The organism is Streptomyces xiaopingdaonensis, from assembly GCF_000262345.1.
In the GTDB taxonomy this organism is placed as follows: domain Bacteria; phylum Actinomycetota; class Actinomycetes; order Streptomycetales; family Streptomycetaceae; genus Streptomyces; species Streptomyces xiaopingdaonensis.
Genome location: NZ_AJTQ01000054.1, coordinates 17,868 through 34,385, shown reverse-complemented (window position 1 = coordinate 34,385; position 16,518 = coordinate 17,868). Strand labels below are relative to the sequence as shown.

Below are 16,518 nucleotides of genomic sequence, written 5' to 3'. Positions count from 1 at the left end.
AGAGCCGGCTCTGCTGGTCGTAGGCGACCATGCCGCGGGCGACAAGGGTTTGCAGGATGCGGTGCACGACGGCCTTGCTGAGGCCGAGTTCACGTGCGATGCGGGAGACCCCGAGGTGGTCGGGGCCGTCGGTGAAGAGGAGCAGGACGTCGATCACGCGGCCTGCGGTCTCGGTTCCGGGCTGAGTCGTCATGGTCCCATTCTCGCCTGCCTGGGGTCGTTGGCCTGTCCTCGGTAGGCCGAAGGCGTACCGCTGAATGGAACGTTACCAAAGCACCGGCACTCGGGCAGGGTCAAGAGCATCGGCGGGGAAAATTCAGCGTTGTTGACGTCGCTCGGCAAGGTATTGACGCCTCGGAAGTGGCGCTGCAAGGATCGATAGATCCAAGCGTTCCGCTGACTGGAACAATAGGAGGTGGGCACGGTGACCACCGGTCACGACGATCAACACCCCCCGCCCGCGCCGGATTTCCGAGCGGCGACCGCCCAACGCACCGCCGAACTCGGCGAGTTGTGCGCGGAGCTGTCCTGGCACCGGGCACCCGGCGAGGTGCGCGAACGGCTCTCCCTCGTCCTGCTCGACACCCTCGCCGTGACCCTCGCCGGCTCCCGCACCGACGGCCAACGGCGGCTCCGCGCCGCGTGGCCCCAACCCCCGGGCGGCGCCCCGGTGTTCGGCGGAGACGCCCTCACCGGGACGGACGCCGCCGCCTACCTCAACGCGACGGCGCTGGTCTGCAGTGAGCTGGACGAGGGCGGCAAGTACGCCCGCGGCCACCCCGCCGCCCACGCCTTCCCCGCGATCCTGGCGCTCGCCGCGGAACGGGGCTGCACGGGCGAACTCACCGCGCGGGCCCTGCTGTCGGGGTACGAGGTCGCGGCGCGTTTCGGTTGCGCGACCGCGCTGCGGCCGGGCGCGCACCCGCACGGCAGCTGGGGCGTCACGGGGGCCGCGGCCGGCTGCGCGGTGCTGCTGGGGCTCCCCGCCGACCGGATCGCCGCCGCGATCGACACCGCGGCAGGACTGCCGATCGCCGGGCACTTCGACTCCGCGTTCGACGGCCACCGGGTGCGCGACGCGTGGATGGGGGCGGCGGCACTCTCCGGACTGGCGGCCGCCCGACTCGCCGCCGCCGGCGTCGTGGCCAACACCGGCACCGCGGCCCTGTCGCTCGGCACCCTCCTCGGCACCTTCGACCCCGACGCACTCGCCCGACCCCCGGGCGGCGACTGGCAGATCGTGCACAACTACTTCAAGCAGCACGCCTCGTGCGCGTACACGCACCCGGCCGCCGACCTCGCGTGCGAACTCCGCCGCCAACACCCCGAAGCGTGCGACGGTGGCCGCGTCTCCCGACTCGTCGTGGACACACACGCGTTGGCCGCGCCGCTCGACCGCACCCGGTGGCACAACGGACTCGGCGCGATGTTCTCCGTCCCCTACGCAGTGGCGGCCGCCCTGCTCTACGGCCGGATCACCCCCGAGACGGCCGACGCCACGGAGGCGACGCACCCCGCCCTCTTCGCCCTCGCCCGCCGGGTCACCGTACGGGAGGACGCGCGGATGACCGCCCGGCTGCCGCACGAGCGCCCCGCCCGGCTGACGGTCCACCTCGACGACGGCCGACGGCTGGAGGCGAGCGCACCGCACCCGCTCGGGGACAGCGACCACCACCCCTTCACCGCGCGCACCCTGCCGCCGGTACTCGCCGAACTCCTCGGCGACCGGGCGCTCGTGGACCGCCTGCACCGTCTCGCCGAGCAGCTCCCCGAGGCCGCGGACGTGGGGCCCGCACTCCGCTCCCTGACATCCGCGCGCCCGACAACACCGGGAGGACCCGCATGAGAATCCACTCCCTCACCCCCATCCGCGTCGACGCCGACGAGCTCGCCAGGCGCCGCGCGCGGTACAAGCGGCTGGCCCCGCCCGGCGTGGAGTTCGACCTGGACGCAGCGCCCGAAGCGGCACCCGCCCAACTGGCCACCCGGGACGACGTCGAGGCGTCGACGGCACACGTCGCGGCGGCGTTCGCGGAGGCACCGGACACGGGGGCGGCCCTCCGCATGCCGGACTGCGTGCTCGACCCGGCCGTGCCGCTCGTCCCCGACGGGGCAGCCGTGCCGATCGTGGGCATGCTGCGGCTCACCGCCTCCCATCTCGTCGCCGCAGGCCGGAAGTTCGGCGCCGTCACCCGGAACGAGGCGATCGGCGAAGCGCTCGCCGCGCGCGTCGAGGAGTACGGCTTCGGTCCCTGGTTCGCCGGAGTGGCCGTGCTCGACCTCGACTTCGCCGCGATCAGCGACCCCGGCGTGTGGCACGACGCGGTACGCGGCACGCTCGACCGCTTCGCGGAGCGAGGCGTGGGGCACGTGGTCAACGGCTGCTCCGCCGTGGACACCGGTGCGGCCCACCCGGTCGCGCTCGTCGACCCCGCCGCGCTCGCGCTCCGTCTCCTGGCGGCAGGAGACCCCGCATGACGCCCGACCCCGCGTCAGCGCCGGGCCGGGAGCCCGACGTCGACCTGCTCGTCGCCGGGGCCGGCGGAGGGCTGGCCGGTGCGCTCCGTGCAGCCCAGGCGGGTCTGAGGGTGCTCGTCGTCGACCCCGACGAACACTTCCTGCGCGGCAACAACACCTCGATGTCGACGGCGATGATCCCCGGCGCGGGCACCCGGTGGCAGCGGGCGTGCGGCGTCGAGGACGGACCCGAACGGTTCCTCGCCGACATCGCCGCCAAAACCGGCGGCACCGCGGAACCCGTCCTCGCCGGCGCGCTCGCCCGGCTCAGCGCGCCGCTCGTCGAGTGGCTCGCCGACGAGGCGGGCGTCCCCCTCCACCTGGTGCGGGACTTCAACTACCCGGGCCACTCGGCGGACCGGCTGCACACCCTGGAAGGACGCCACGGCTCCACGCTCCTGCGCCACCTGCACGCCCGGGTGCGCGCCGCGGACTCGACCTACCTGATGGTGCCGGCCCGGCTGGTCCACGTGGAGCGCGGGCCGGCGGACCCCGGCGGCGGGTTGCTGCACGCCGTCGTCGAAGACCCGGGCGGACACCGGGAGACCGTCACCACCCGCGCCGTACTGCTGGCGACCAACGGATACGGTGCCGACCGCGCGAAAGTCGCCGCGCGGCTGCCGGAGATCGCCGCCGCCGAGTACGCGGGCGGGCAGTTCTCCCGCGGCGACGGCCTCGCCCTCGGTCTCGAACTGGGCGGCCGGGCCGCGTACCTCGACGCCTACCAGGGCCACGCCGCGCTCGCCCGCCGCTCCCGCACGCTCGTCGGATGGGCCACGATCATGCACGGGGCGATCATGGTCGACGCCGGCGGCGTCCGGTTCGGCGACGAGACGCGCGGATACTCCGAGTACGCGGCGGCCCTCGCCGCCCGCCCGGGTGCGCGGGGTTGGATCGTCCTCGACCGCCGCATCCACGACCTGTGCCTGCCGTTCACCGACTTCCGGCAGACCGTCGCGGCCGACGCCCTCGTCTGGGCGGACGACGCCGCGCAACTCGCAGCGCGGATCGGCTGCCCCGCCGACGCCCTGAGCGCGGCCGTCGCCGAGCAGACGGCCCTGGCAACCGACGCGTCGACGCCCGACCGGTTCGGCCGGACCTCGGCCGAGGAGCCGCTGCACGGACCGCTCGCGGCGGTCGAGGTGATCCCTGCGCTCTTCCACACCCAGGGCGGCCTGCTGGTCGACGGCGAAGCCCGCGTACTCGACCGCGAAGGCGTGCCGATCGACGGCCTCTTCGCCTCCGGCGGCGCCGCGCACGGCATCTCCGGGCACGGCGCCGCGGGCTACCTCGCCGGCAACGGCCTGCTGCCCGCGCTCGGCCTGGCCTGGCAGGCGGCGAACGTACTGGCCGGGTCGCCCTCCGCACCGCTCCGCCCGGGGACTTCCCAGGTCGCCGGGCGCTCCGCACACTGATCCCAGAGAGGAACTTCCCAGATGACCGAGCTCGACCTGCTGATAAAGAACGTCCGCCTGGTGCGCCACGACGCCGACGACATCCCGACGACCGACATCGGCGTCAAGGACGGCGTCTTCCATCGCATCGCCCCCGACATCCCGGCGTCCGAAGCCCGCGAAGTCGTCGACGGCAAGGGGCTGCACGCCTTCCCCGGCGTCGTCGACGCGCACCAGCACTGGGGCATCTACAACCCGCTCGCCGACGACACCGCCACCGAGAGCAGGGCGTGCGCGCAGGGCGGCGTCACCACCGCCCTGACGTACATGCGCACCGGGCAGTACTACATGAACCGCGGCGGCTCCTACGAGGAGGTCTTCCCCCTGGTGCTCGCCGGCTCCGAGGGCCGCTCGCACGTCGACTACGGCTTCCACCTCGCGCCCATGCAGAAGTCGCACATCGACGAGATACCGGAGCTGATCTCCCGTTTCGGCGTCACCTCGTTCAAGATCTTCATGTTCTACGGCAGCCACGGCCTGCACGGCCGCTCGGCCGACCAGAACTCCTTCCTGATGATCCCGCCCGAGGAGCGCTACGACCTGGCCCACTTCGAGTTCGTGATGCGCGGCGTGCAGGCCGCACGGGAGAAGCACCCGGAGTTCGCCGACGCCGTCTCGCTCTCCCTGCACTGCGAGACCGCCGAGATCATGACGGCGTACACCAGGCTCGTCGAGAAGGAGGGCAGGCTCGACGGCCTCGCCGCCTACAGCGCCTCCCGGCCGCCGCACTCCGAGGGCCTCGCCGTCACCATCGCCAGCTACCTCGCGGCCGAGACCGAACTCCCCAACATCAACCTGCTGCACCTCTCCTCGCGCAAGGCCATGGACTCGGCGATGCTGATGGCGAAGACCTTCCCGCAGGTCGACTTCCGCCGCGAGGTGACCATCGGCCACCTGCTGGCGAACATCGAGACCGCCTCCGGCGTCGGTGGAAAGGTCAACCCGCCGCTGCGCCCCCAGGAGGACGTGGACGCGCTGTGGGAGCACCTCGCGGCGGGGAACGTCGACTGGGTCGTCAGCGACCACGCGTGCTGCAAGGAGGAGAAGAAGTTCGGGGACCCGCGCAGCGACGTCTTCGCCGCCAAGTCCGGCTTCGGCGGCACCGAGTACCTGCTGCCCGGCCTCGCGGGAGCCGCCCGGGCGCGCGGCCTGCCGCTGCAGAAAGTCGCCGAGCTCACCGCGGAGACGCCGGCCCGACGCTTCGGCCTGCCGACGAAGGGCCGCATCGCCGAGGGCTACGACGCGGACCTCGCCCTCGTCGACCCCTCGCGCTCCTGGACGGTCGACGCGGCGGCCTCCGAGTCCACCCAGGAGTACACGCCGCTCCAGGGCCTGGAGATCGGCGCCACCGTGGAGTCCACGTTCCTGCGCGGGCGGCAGGTCTACGCCGACGGCAAGGTATCGGGCGAGCCGCAGGGGCGGTACCTGGCACGCCCCACCCGCCGCTGACCCCGCTCTGCCGCACGTCGCGGCTCACGCGTCGTCGGCCCTGCAGGCGCGGACCGCGCGGAGAACGACGGCCGGCGACGCGGAGGGCCTTCTCTCCGCATGGTGCCCAACCCGCCTGTCGGTCAGTGGAGTTCGTCGTCGGAAAGCCGAAGTGCGGTCGCCTCCGGCGACGGACCCGCACCACCCGTGCGCAACAACTCTTTCCCTCGCCGCAGGCGTTGACCCGTGCCGGAATTCGGAACAGCGGCACACGGAGCGGAGAGTGCCACCGGATTCCCGTGTCCGTCCGGCGGGGTTCCCGACGCACCGCACGCGTCCCTCGGTTCGCCGTGGCCGGTACCCCGCCGTGGGCGGCGACTCCGACGCCGGGTACGGAATCGACATGATGATGCCCTCATCTGAGGAAGGTTCCGACTGACCCCACAGGTGTGTACGCGGAGGGACATCGACTTCCGAGGGCTATGTTCTCGGGGTCGTTGTCCGCCGGACCCACGGAGCGGGGGTTCTTCGCGTGCCCGTAGAGCAATCCGTCGTCGACACGAAAATTCCGGCCCGGCTGGATCGCCTGCCGTGGGCCCGGTGGCACTGGATGATCGTCGTCGGGCTCGGAACCGTCTGGGTCCTCGACGGGCTGGAGGTGACGATTGTCGGCAATCTCGCCCCGCAACTGGCGAAACCGGACAGCGGGGTGGACATCACCGCGGGTCAGGTCTCCGGACTCGGGGCCGCCATCTACGTCGTCGGGGCGTGCAGCGGCGCGCTCTTCTTCGGGTGGCTGACCGACAGGTTCGGGCGCCGGAAACTCTTCCTGATCACACTCGCCGTCTATCTCACGGGCACGGCGCTTACCGCGCTGTCGTGGACGGCCTGGTGGTTCTTCATCTGCCGATTCCTCACGGGGTTCGGGGTCGGCGGGGAGTACGCGGCCATCAACTCGGCGGTCGACGAGCTGATCCCCAGCAAGCACCGCGGGCGGATCGACATCATCATCAACGGAAGCTACTGGCTCGGGGCCGCGTTCGGTGCACTGCTCACCATTCCGATTCTGAGCAGCTTCCCCGTCGGCGTCGGATGGCGCTTCGCCTTCGCCCTCGGAGTGCTGCTCGGTCTCGTCATCCTGTTCGTCCGGCGCAACGTGCCGGAGAGCCCCCGGTGGCTGATCATCCACGGCCACACGGACGCCGCCGAGCGCCTCGTCGGCGCGGTGGAAAGAAGGGTGTCCGCCGCCACGGGAAAGGAACTGCCGGAGCCACGCCAGGAAATCTCCATTCGGCAGCGCAAGAGCATTGGTTTCGGCCTGATCGCCAAGACCCTGGTGACCAACTATCCGAAGCGGGCGACCCTCGGTTTCTGGCTCTTCATCGGGCAGGCATTCCTCTACAACGCGATCACCTTCGGATTCGCCGACATCCTCAGCACGTTCTTCGACGTCGACACGGACACGGGCTACTTCTACGCGGTCATCGCAGCCGGCAACTTCCTCGGCGCGCTGACGCTCGCACCGCTCTTCGACACCGTCGGCAGGCGCAAGATGATCAGCGGTACCTACATCCTGTCGGGCGTGCTGCTGCTCGGCACCGCCTACCTCTTCGACCGTGGATCGCTCACCGCCGTCACGCTGACCGCCTGCTGGTGCGTGGTGCTCTTCTTCGCGTCTGCCGGCTCCAGTTCGGCGTACCTGACGGTCAGCGAGATCTTCCCCATGGAGACCCGCGCCCTCGCCATCGCCTTCTTCTACGCGATCGGAACGGCAGCGGGCGGCATCTCGGGGCCGATGGTCTTCTCCACGCTGGTGAGCACCGGCGTTCCCCGGGACACCGCGCTCGCCTTCGCCATCGGTGCCGCAGTGATGATCGTGGCCGGGCTGGTCGAGGTGCTCCTCGGTCCGAACGCCGAGCGCAAGGGCCTGGAGAGCATCGCGCGTCCGCTGACCCAGCAGTCGTGAGCCGCTGCCGCGCGCGTCGTCAACTTCCGGCCCTCACTGCGACGTCGGAGGGCTCGGCGCGGCGGCCCCGTGCGCCCTTGAGGACGAGGACCAGGAGCGCCGACGTCACGGTGCCGAGGGCCACGGCGAGCAGGTAGAGGAACGGCTGGCCGATCAGCGGGACGACGAAGACGCCGCCGTGCGGGGCCCGCAGGGTGTTGCCGAACGCCATCGACAGCGCGCCGCTCACCGCGCCGCCCGCCATCGCGGACGGGATGACCCGCAGCGGGTCGGCGGCTGCGAACGGGATGGCGCCCTCGCTGACGAAGGAGGCGCCGAGCACCCAGGCGGCCTTGCCGTTCTCGCGCTCGGCCCTGGTGAAGAGCCGGCCGCGCACGGTCGTCGCCAGGGCCATCGCGAGCGGTGGCACCATACCGGCCGCCATGACAGCGGCCATGATCTTCAGGCTTCCGTCGGTGGGTTCGGAGAGGCCGCCGACGGCGAAGGCGTAGGCGACCTTGTTCACCGGACCACCCAGGTCGACGCACATCATCAGGCCCAGCAGGATGCCGAGGAGCACGGCGTTGGTGCCGGAAAGCCCGCTCAGCCAGTCGGTGAGCGCCCGTTGGAGGACCGCGATCGGTTTGCCGAGGACGACGAACATCAGGAAGCCGACGACGGCGGCCGATATCAGCGGTATGACGACCACCGGCATGATCCCGCGCAACGTCGGTGGCACGTGCACGCGTTGGATCGCCATGACCACGGCCCCGGCGAGCAGGCCTGCGACGAGCCCGCCGAGAAACCCCGCCTCGATGGCGACGGCGACAGCACCGCCGACCATCCCGGGCACCAGGCCCGGCCGGTCGACCATGCCGTAGGCGATGTACCCGGCGAGAATCGGGACGAGGAAATCGAACGCGGTGGTGCCGATCTGATGCATCAGCGCGGCCCAGCTCGCTGCCTCCGTCCAGCCGAAGTGGTCGGCGACGGAGGGCGCTTCGGTGATCTCGTAGCCGCCGACGGCGAAGGCGAGCGCCATGAGGAGTCCGCCCGCCGCGACGAACGGGACCATGTAACTCACGCCGGTCATCAGCCACTTGCGCAGCCGGGTGCCGAACCCGTCCTGGATTGGCTGCGGTTCGTCGGGCTCCGCCGTCTCACCGGTGACCGGCGTCGTCTCGCCGCGGGCGGCCTTTTCGCGGAGCTCCGCGATGAGTTCGGGGGCGCGGCTGACGGCGGCCTTGACGCCCACGTCGACGGTCGGCTTGCCGGCGAAGCGGTGCTTCTCGCGGACCTCGACGTCGTGGGCGAGGAGCACGCCGTCGGCTGCCGCCACTCGGGCGGGATCGAGCCGTTGGAAGCCGCCCGAGCCCTGGGTCTCGACGGATATCTCGCACCCTGCGGCCTCTGCGGCCTTTTCGAGCGCCTCGGCCGCCATGTAGGTGTGCGCGATCCCCGTGGGGCACGAGGTGACGGCGACGAGGCGGAAGCCGTCCGGCTCCGGTGCGGCGGGCGCTGGTTCGCCCGGCGCGTCGTCGGCGGGGGCGTCGCCCCGGACGAGCGCGGCCGCCCGTCCCGGATCGGAGACGCTGCGCAGGGCGCTGATGAACTCCTGGTCCATCAGCTTGCGGGCGAGGGCCGAGAGGATCGAGAGGTGGTCGCTGTGCGCGCCGGTGGGGGCGGCGATGAGGAAGACCAGGTGGGCGGGGCCGTCGGGGGCTCCGAAGTCGACGCCGGCGGCACTGCGTCCGAAGGCGAGGCTGGGGCGCGTGACGTGCTCGCTGCGGCAGTGGGGGATACCGATTCCGCCCTCCATGCCGGTGGGGAGTTGCTCCTCGCGGGCGGCGACGTCGGCGAGGAACCCGTCGAGGTCGGTGACGCGGCCGGCGGAGACGAGGCGTTCGGCGAGGGCGCGTACGGCGGCGCCGGCGGTGGTGGCGTGGAGGTCGAGGTCGACGAGGTCCGGGGTGGTCTCTTCCGTCATGGCATGCGGCTCCTTGGTGACTGGCCGTCCGGCGCCGGCGGGCGCCCAGGCTGCGGGGTCATGGGGCGTCGGTGAGAGGGCGGTCGAGCGGCGGCGGCGTCGGGGCGGGCGCGGGGGCGAGGTCGGCGGGGCGCGGCATGCTGCTGCCGGGGAGGCGGACCGCGGCGGTGCCGTGGGCGAGCGCGGCGGAGAGTGCGGCGGGGCCTTCGCCGCCCGCGGCGAGGAAGCCCGCGAGCGAGGCGTCGCCGGCTCCGACGGTGCTGCGGACGTCGACCCGTGGGGCGGCCGCGAAGCGGACGCCCGCGGCGTCGGCGAGGAGTTGACCGACGGGTCCGAGGCTGGCGAGGACGGCGCCCGCACCGCGTCGCCGCAGCTCCTCGGCTGCTTCGGCGGCGTCGCCCACGGTGGTGAGCGGGCGGCCGACCGCCTCGGCGAGCTCCTCCGCGTTGGGCTTCACGACGTCGGGGCGGGCGGGGAGGGCGGCGAGGAGGGCGGGCCCCGAGGTGTCGAGCGCGATGCGTGCGCCCGCGCGGTGTGCCCGCGCGACGGACTCGGCGTACCAGTCGGGTGGGAGGCCGCGGGGCAGGCTGCCGCAGCAGGCGACCCAGTCGGCCCCTGCGGCGTGCGCGAGCAGTGCCGTGGAGAGGGCTTCGGCGGCGGGCGGCGGGATCTCGGGCCCGGTGGCGTTGATCTTTGTGAGGGTGCCGTCCGGTTCGGCGAGGCTGATGTTCACCCGGGTCGAGCCGTCGACGGGGACGCCGACCGCTTCGATGCCGTCCCGCTCCAGCAGCCGCGCGAGGAGGTCGCCCTCGAGGCCGCCCAACGGTACGAGCGCGACGGTGCGTTGACCTGAGGCGGCGAGGGCCCGGGAGACGTTGACGCCCTTGCCGCCGGGGTCCACGCGGTCGGTGCGGGCGCGGAGCACGGCGTCGCGTACGAGTCGCGGGAGTTCGTAGGTGCGGTCGAGGCTCGGGTTGGGGGTGACGGTGAGGATCATGCCCGCACCACCCGCACGCCGTGGCCCTCGACGGCGCGCACGGTGCCTGCGGCGAGTCCGGTGTCGGTGACGAGGGTGTCGACCTGGGAGAGGTCGGCGAAGCGGGCGAAGTGCTGCACGCCGAACTTGGCGGAGTGCGCGACGAGCACGACGCGGTGGGCGGCGGCGACGATGGCGCGCTTCACCGCGGCCTCGGCGAGGTCCGGCGTGGTGAGCGCGCCGCGGGGTGCGGCGCCGTTGGTCGCGACGACGGCGACGTCGGCGTTGATCTCGCGGTAGGCGCGGAGCGCCCAGTCGTCGACGGCGGCCCGGGTGCGGTGGCGTACCCGGCCGCCGACGAGGTGGAGGGAGATACCGGGGTGGTCGGCGAGGCGCGCGGCGAGCGGCAGGGCGTGGGTGACGACGGTGAGTGCTGCCTCGGCGGGGAGGGCCTGTGCGAGGCGCGCCGTCGTGCTGCCCGCGTCGAGTATCACGCTGCCCTCGGCGGGGAGTTCGGCGAGCGCGGCCTTGGCGATGCGGTCCTTCTCGTCGGCTGCGACGGTGTCCCGTTCGGCGAGGTCGGGTTCGAACGCGAGCCGGGTGCCGGGGACCGCGCCGCCGTGCACGCGGTGCAGCAGGCCTGCTCGCGCGAGCGCCTTCAGGTCGCGGCGCACGGTCTCGGCCGCGACGTGGAAGCGGGCGGCGAGCGACGGCACGTCCACCCGTCCGTGCTCCTCGGCGAGGCGCAGGGTCTCCTGCTGACGTTCGGCTGCGTACATGTGGGTTCGTGTCCGTTCGACGCCCGAGTCTGTTGCCTGCGGGGGAAGTTACGGGGAGAACCCGGTGGAGTAAACACGTCCGGACGTATCGGGGGCGGACGGTGGGGAGTTGGGCCTGTCGGCGAAGGCTTCCGGCCGCGGCGCAGTCGGCTGCGCCGCGGCCGGAAGCGGTACGGGCGTGCTAGTCCGGCGTCTGCCCCGTCAGCATCCGCGCCGGGTTCTGCCGCATGAGCCGCGCGACGGTCTCGCGCTCGGCACCGCGGGTGCGCAGCAGTTCGGCGAAGACCGTGGGCACGAAGACGAACCCGTTGCCGCCGTGCCTGGTCCACATCTGCTTGAGGAAGACGTCGTGGCTCAGCAGGAGTTGGGCACCGCGGCCACGCGCGAGGTGGCGTGCGACCGCGTCCGCGGTCTGCTCCGCGGAGGGCGCGGCGCCCTCGTGCGGGAAGGCGACCTCCATGCCGACCATGTCGAACTCCAGCCACACCCCCCGATCGGCGAGGGAGTCCTGGTAGCGGTGGTCGGCGCCGGACGGGTCCATGTGACCGAGCACCACCCTGTCCGGCGGAACGCCGATCTCGTCGAGGACGATGTCCAGCACTTCGTGCCCGCGCCGTTGCCAGCCGGGCAGGTGGATCAGCAGCGGCACCTGCGCCGAGTCGAGCTGGGCCAGCGCTGCCGCGCGCAGCGAGGCAGCTTCGGCAGCCGTGAAGTCGGGCGAGACGCCGATCTCGCCGATCACTCCCGGCCGGACGCCGGTCTCGCCCACCCCGTCGGTGAGTTCGGCCCCGAGGGCGCGGGCCAGCGCGTCGATCGTCGCCGCCGAGATCCGCTCGCCTTCGAACTTCTCCAGGTAAGCGCCGCACCCCATGACGATGTTGAGGCCGCTGCGCCGTGCCGCGTCGCGCAGGGCGAGCGGGTCGCGCCCGATCGCCCCGCTCGATGTGGCGTCGACGAGCGTGGAGCCGCCGACCTCCTGGAAGAGCGCGAGCTCCGGCAGGAGTTCGTCGACCGACTTGGCAGCGAGGTTGTCCGGGCAGCAGTAGGGGTCCTGCCGCAGGGCCCACGCCGACGCGGCGCTCACCTCCCGTTCGGGGAGGCGCTCGGAGAACCCGTACGCGGGTGCGTCGAGGACGGCTGACAGGTCGTTGAAGAGGTGCTCGTGCGGGAGCACCACCCCGAGGGCGTCCGCGGCCACCCGTCCCGTGACGGTCTGCACTGCGGGCGGCGGGGCGGTTCCGGCCGAGGTCATGGTGTGTCTCCTGTCCTGTCCGAGGCGTGCGCCGGCCCGGTGGTGTCGTCGGGCTCCGCCGAGGTGTCCCCCGTGCCGACCGGTCGGGAGGGGATCATGCCGATGCCGGCCGCCGCGAGCGCGAGCACCGTGCCCGCCACCGTCGCGATGTGCAGCTCCTGGCCGACGGAGGGGACGATCGCGTCCAGGAGGAGGGAGCCGAGGAGTTGCCCGGCGACCGAGGAGAGCCCGAGGAGTAGCAGCCCCAGCCCGCGGACGAGCAGCGCCATGAGGGCGATGGAGAGGAGCCCCAGCACCCCGCCCGTGTACATCCACCAGGTGCCGGATAGCGCGAACTCGACGTGGCCCGTGGCCGTCCGCACGAGGAGCCCCACGAGCAGTACGGCGAAGCCCACCAGGAAGTTGAAGCCGATCGACACCAGCATCGACCCGGTGCCGCGGGCGACCTCCGAGTTGCCCGCGGGCTGCCAGCCGGCGAGCAGTCCTGCGGCGAACGGCAGCAGGGCGAACGCGACGGTCCCCGGCACGTGGAAGTTGGGCGAGAGGGCGAGCGCGGTGGCGCCGATCGCGAGGACGGTGCCGAGTACGCGCGTCGGGGTGAGCGGCTGCTTGATCTCCGAGGTGGCGCCGATCCGGTCGCAGACCATTCCGGAGATCACCAGTCCGGAGACGAGTGAGATCTGGAAGACGGCGACGCCCAGGGTGCCGACGGTGACGCCTTCGGAGAGGACGACGGCGGCACCGCAGAGCCCTGCCAGCCAGTTCCACCAGCCGAGCGCGCGGCGTCGGATGAGCCGTGGAACGGCGAGCGCCTGACGGCGCGTGGCGGGCCTGGCGAAGACGATCAGCGCCATCAGCACGAGGCCGCTGCCGAAGGAGATGACGGCCGCCGCGTTGCCGTCGTCGATCTCGTCGCCCAACGCGCCGTTGACGGTGGCCTGGAGGGGACTGAGGATGCCCGCCAGGACGGTGGCCACGACGAGGACGAGCGTGGTCGTGCGGCGGACGGCCGACTGCGGGGCGGCGGGCTCGGCCGGGATCGGGGCCTGGGGAGTCGCATGCGTCATGGTGTGTCCTTGTTCTCTCGTCCCGTGCCGGAGGGCGGGACCGGCGTCAACTCCGAGACCAGGGGCAGCGCTTCCATGGCGCCGTCCCGGGTGGTGGTGGCGGCCGCGACGCGGTTGCCCCAGCGGGCGGCGTCGGTGAGCGACGCTCCGTCGAGGAGTGCGCCGGCCAGGGCCGCGCAGAAGCTGTCCCCCGCGGCGGTGGTGTCCACGGGGCGCACCCGCTCGGCGGCGACGTGGGCCGGGGCGCCCCCCTCGGGGAGCACCAGGGACCCGTCGCCGCCGAGGGTGACCACCACGTCGCCCGGCAGGCCGAGGGACGCCGCGAGGGCCGCGGTGTCGTCCACGGTGGCCGGGGCCGACGCCGCCCCTGCGAGGGCCGCGAGTTCGTGGCGGTTGGGCACGAGGACGTCGAACCCCCGCATCGCACGTGAAGCGCGGTCGGGGGCCGGCGCCGGGTTGAGGACGGTGAGCCCTCCGGCGTTCTCCAGGACCGCGTCGAGAGCGCTCGCAGGGGTCTCGAGTTGGCAGAGGACCGCTCCCGCCGAGCGGAGCGCCGCGGCGTGGCCGCGCACCCGTTCCGCGTCGAGGGCCGCGTTGGCTCCCGCGTCGATGACGATCGTCGACTCGGGGCGCTCCCAGAGGATCACCGCGGTCCCCGTGGGGCCCTCGACCGTGTCGACCGCCGAGACGTCCACGCCCTCGCGACGCAGGCGGTCCACGACGGTGCTCCCGGAACCGTCGGTGCCGACGGCACCGACCATGCGCACCGTGGCCCCGAGCCGCGCGGCGGCGGCCGCCTGGTTGGCGCCCTTGCCGCCGACTGACGAGGTCAGCCCGTGCGCGGCGATGGTCTCACCGCTGCGGGGAAGCCGTTCGACCGCGAGCCTCACGTCGAGGTTGAGGCTTCCCACCACCGTGATCCGTCGTTCCGACATGGCGGTTCACGCTGCGTTTCCGGCGAGCCAGGTGACGGCCTGGTGGAAGAGGCGCTGGTAGCCGGGCCACTCGATGAACTCGGTCGGTGCCCAGTGCGGCGAGATGTCCGAGGCGAAGGCGAGGGTGCGGCCGGCGCCCTCGGTCCGCACCGCGAGCAGCGGGTGGGATTCGATCGTCGCCAGGACTTCGGCGTCCTGCTTGGCGCTGAGCCGCTGGTATCCGAGGAGGATCGGCCACTCCGCGTCCAGTCCGGCGGTGACCTCGTGGGAGGCGGCGGTCAGCGAGCCCGGTATGCCCTCGGGGCACTCCACCCTGTCGTCGTACGGGAGGATGTCGACGGGAAGCACGTCCTCGACCGGGGTGGCGTGGTAGTTCGCCTTCGCCTGGAAGCCCTGGAAGCTCAGGTAGCCGCCGGCCATCGCCAGTCCGCCGCCCCGCCTGACCCACTCGGCGAGCAGCTTCAGCCGGTTGGGGAAGGGGCGCCCTTCCGCGAAGACCCGGGGCGGCAGCAGCAGGCTGTTGGCCCCGATGTCGGAGAGGACGACCACGTCGTACGCGTCGAGCTTCTCCAGCGTCGCGGGGAAGTCCGTGGCGACGGCGTGCGAGGGCAGGTGCGTCACCTCGTGGCCCTCCGCGCCCAGTGCTTCGAGCAGCGGGGTGGCGCCGATCTCGAGCTGGGTGTGGGGGAAGGCGTCGTAGCCCTTGTAGTCGGTCGCCGCGTTGATCCAGGACTCGCCCGCGAGGAGTACGCGTGCCATGGACTGCCTCCTTGTGCGCTTTGCGCAAAAATTGTGCTGTGTTTTGCGCAACAATACGAGTGGGGTCCCCGGGGGTCAATGGCCTTCTGCTGTCGATAGACTGACGCCAGACGGCGGAAGGAGCAGAGCGTGACGTTGACGCACGTTGCGCAACAGGCGCAGGTGTCGGTCTCGACGGTGTCCCGGTATCTGCGCGGACAGCTCAGAGTGAATCCGGATACGGCCGCTCGCATCGACAAGGCGGTGAGCGACCTCGGGTACCCCGTCGCCGCTCCCCCACCGGCACCGGGGCCGACTTCCGATCCCGTACGCGGGGGCGGTCCCGTCATCGCCCTAGTCGTCCCCGACCTCGTCAATCCGTTCTTCGCCGCCCTCGCCGAAGAAGCGGCCGCGGCCGCCACCGCCGACGGGGCCTCGCTCGTCGTCGGCGTCACCGGTCAACAGGCCCTGCGCGAAGCCCGGTTCAGCGACTTCGTGGCCTCCAGCGACGCGATCGACGGCTTGATCTACGTCGGCATCCACCGCCGGAACCCCCGGCTCTCGCGCGCGGTGGCCGAGGGCCTGCCCGTCGTGGTCCTCGACGAGGAGATCGCCAGCACGTCGGACGTGGACACCATCAGCGTGGACAACTACGGCGGCGCCTACCAGGCCGTCTCCTACCTGGCACAGCTCGGGCACCGGCGCATCGCCCACATCGCGGGGCCACCCGAGCTCTCCACCACCAGCGACCGGCTCCGCGGCTACCGCGACGCCATGGCGCACGCGGGCCTCGACGTCGACGAGGACCTGGTCCTCCACGGGCCCTACACCGAGCAGTTCGGGGCGAGCACCTTCCCCTACCTCGCGCAGGCCGAGAAGACACCGACCGCCGTCTTCGTCGGCAGCGACATCGTCGCCGTCGGCATGCTCGGCGCGGCCGAGCTGCACGGACTGCGCATCCCGGAGGACCTCTCGGTCGTCGGCTGCGACGGGATCCGCGTCGGCGAGTGGCTGCGGCCCAAGCTCACCACCCTCCAGCAGCCCGTCACCCACCTCGTGGCCAGCGCGCTCGACCTCGTGAGGTCGCGGATCGAAGCGCCGGACAGGGAACGCGTGGACAAGGTCTACCCGCTGCAACTCGTCATCCGCGGCTCCGCCGCGGCCCCGGTCGGCTGACCGGGGGCCGCTCTCCGCTCCCCCGGCGCGCGGTGGCGGCAGTCCGCGCCGGGCCGGCGGTCGAACTCGGCGTGTGCTCGCAGGTTTCCGGGGCCGGTGTCGGGTCGGGTGGGCGTCTGCGCGTCCGCCGTCGTCGACGGGTGAACCCCGCGTGTTCTGTGCGGAGTTCACACGTCGGCCGGGGCGACGAGCTCGGGGGCGCCGGACCCTCCGGCCGAGTTGGCGCACGCCAACTCGACCGGAGGCCACGGGAGTTGCCCGGCA

General features: G+C 72.6%; 14 protein-coding genes and 1 pseudogene. 7 read left to right on the top strand and 8 right to left on the bottom strand.

Annotated elements, in window-relative coordinates; all coding sequences use genetic code 11:
- The coding region (locus UWG_RS0104205; RefSeq protein WP_029391155.1) for a helix-turn-helix domain-containing protein at positions 1–193 on the bottom strand (193 nt) is incomplete at its 3' end.
- A gap of 231 nt (positions 194–424) precedes the next feature.
- Between UWG_RS0104205 and UWG_RS0104200 the strand changes: the two genes are divergently transcribed.
- The 5 genes from UWG_RS0104200 (at position 425) to UWG_RS0104180 (ending at position 7,365) form a co-directional block, all read left to right on the top strand.
- A complete protein-coding gene (locus UWG_RS0104200; RefSeq protein ID WP_016905959.1) occupies positions 425–1,846 on the top strand; it encodes an MmgE/PrpD family protein in 1,422 nt (473 codons plus the stop codon).
- On the top strand, positions 1,843–2,478 hold the full coding sequence (locus UWG_RS0104195) for an aspartate/glutamate racemase family protein (protein WP_016905958.1): 636 nt from the start codon (positions 1,843–1,845) through the stop codon (positions 2,476–2,478). Before UWG_RS0104200 ends, UWG_RS0104195 begins: the two co-directional genes overlap by 4 nt.
- Positions 2,475–3,932 (top strand): FAD-dependent oxidoreductase, encoded by a 1,458-nt coding sequence (locus UWG_RS0104190; RefSeq protein ID WP_016905957.1) that lies wholly within the window; start codon positions 2,475–2,477, stop codon positions 3,930–3,932. The genes UWG_RS0104195 and UWG_RS0104190 overlap by 4 nt, the downstream gene beginning before the upstream one ends.
- 21 nt (positions 3,933–3,953) lie before the next feature.
- Entirely contained in the window at positions 3,954–5,420 is a 1,467-nt protein-coding gene (locus tag UWG_RS0104185) for a dihydroorotase (RefSeq protein WP_016905956.1), read from the top strand.
- A 511-nt stretch (positions 5,421–5,931) separates the two neighbouring features.
- Positions 5,932–7,365, top strand: coding sequence for an MFS transporter (locus UWG_RS0104180; protein ID WP_050988498.1), 1,434 nt, complete (start codon positions 5,932–5,934; stop codon positions 7,363–7,365).
- Between the two features lie 19 nt (positions 7,366–7,384).
- On the opposite strand, the gene UWG_RS0104175 is transcribed toward UWG_RS0104180, so the two are convergent.
- The 7 genes from UWG_RS0104175 to UWG_RS0104145 form a co-directional block, all read right to left on the bottom strand.
- Positions 7,385–9,331, bottom strand: coding sequence for a PTS fructose transporter subunit IIABC (locus tag UWG_RS0104175; RefSeq protein ID WP_016905954.1), 1,947 nt, complete (start codon positions 9,329–9,331; stop codon positions 7,385–7,387).
- A 58-nt stretch (positions 9,332–9,389) separates the two neighbouring features.
- Entirely contained in the window at positions 9,390–10,328 is a 939-nt protein-coding gene (gene pfkB, locus UWG_RS0104170; RefSeq protein WP_016905953.1) for a 1-phosphofructokinase, read from the bottom strand.
- Positions 10,325–11,086 carry a DeoR/GlpR family DNA-binding transcription regulator gene (locus UWG_RS0104165; RefSeq protein WP_016905952.1) on the bottom strand — a complete coding sequence of 254 codons (762 nt, stop codon included), beginning with the start codon at positions 11,084–11,086 and terminating at the stop codon, positions 10,325–10,327. Before UWG_RS0104165 ends, pfkB begins: the two co-directional genes overlap by 4 nt.
- A 181-nt stretch (positions 11,087–11,267) precedes the next feature.
- The gene (locus tag UWG_RS0104160; protein ID WP_016905951.1) at positions 11,268–12,338 is read right to left on the bottom strand and encodes a phosphotriesterase family protein; all 1,071 of its coding nucleotides are present in this window, start codon (positions 12,336–12,338) and stop codon (positions 11,268–11,270) included.
- Positions 12,335–13,405: a DMT family transporter gene (locus UWG_RS0104155; protein WP_016905950.1), complete on the bottom strand. Its 1,071-nt coding sequence runs from the start codon at positions 13,403–13,405 to the stop codon at positions 12,335–12,337. Before UWG_RS0104155 ends, UWG_RS0104160 begins: the two co-directional genes overlap by 4 nt.
- Entirely contained in the window at positions 13,402–14,340 is a 939-nt protein-coding gene (locus UWG_RS0104150) for a ribokinase (protein ID WP_016905949.1), read from the bottom strand. The genes UWG_RS0104155 and UWG_RS0104150 overlap by 4 nt, the downstream gene beginning before the upstream one ends.
- Before the next feature lie 6 nt (positions 14,341–14,346).
- Entirely contained in the window at positions 14,347–15,099 is a 753-nt protein-coding gene (locus UWG_RS0104145; protein ID WP_016905948.1) for a glutamine amidotransferase, read from the bottom strand.
- A gap of 120 nt (positions 15,100–15,219) precedes the next feature.
- Between UWG_RS0104145 and UWG_RS33930 the strand changes: the two are divergent.
- Positions 15,220–15,348 (top strand): annotated as a pseudogene (locus UWG_RS33930) (LacI family DNA-binding transcriptional regulator); the annotation flags it as partial.
- The gene (locus tag UWG_RS0104140; RefSeq protein ID WP_272943173.1) at positions 15,343–16,254 is read left to right on the top strand and encodes a LacI family DNA-binding transcriptional regulator; all 912 of its coding nucleotides are present in this window, start codon (positions 15,343–15,345) and stop codon (positions 16,252–16,254) included. The pseudogene UWG_RS33930 and the gene UWG_RS0104140, both read left to right, overlap by 6 nt.
- The last annotated feature ends 264 nt before the right edge of the window (positions 16,255–16,518 follow it).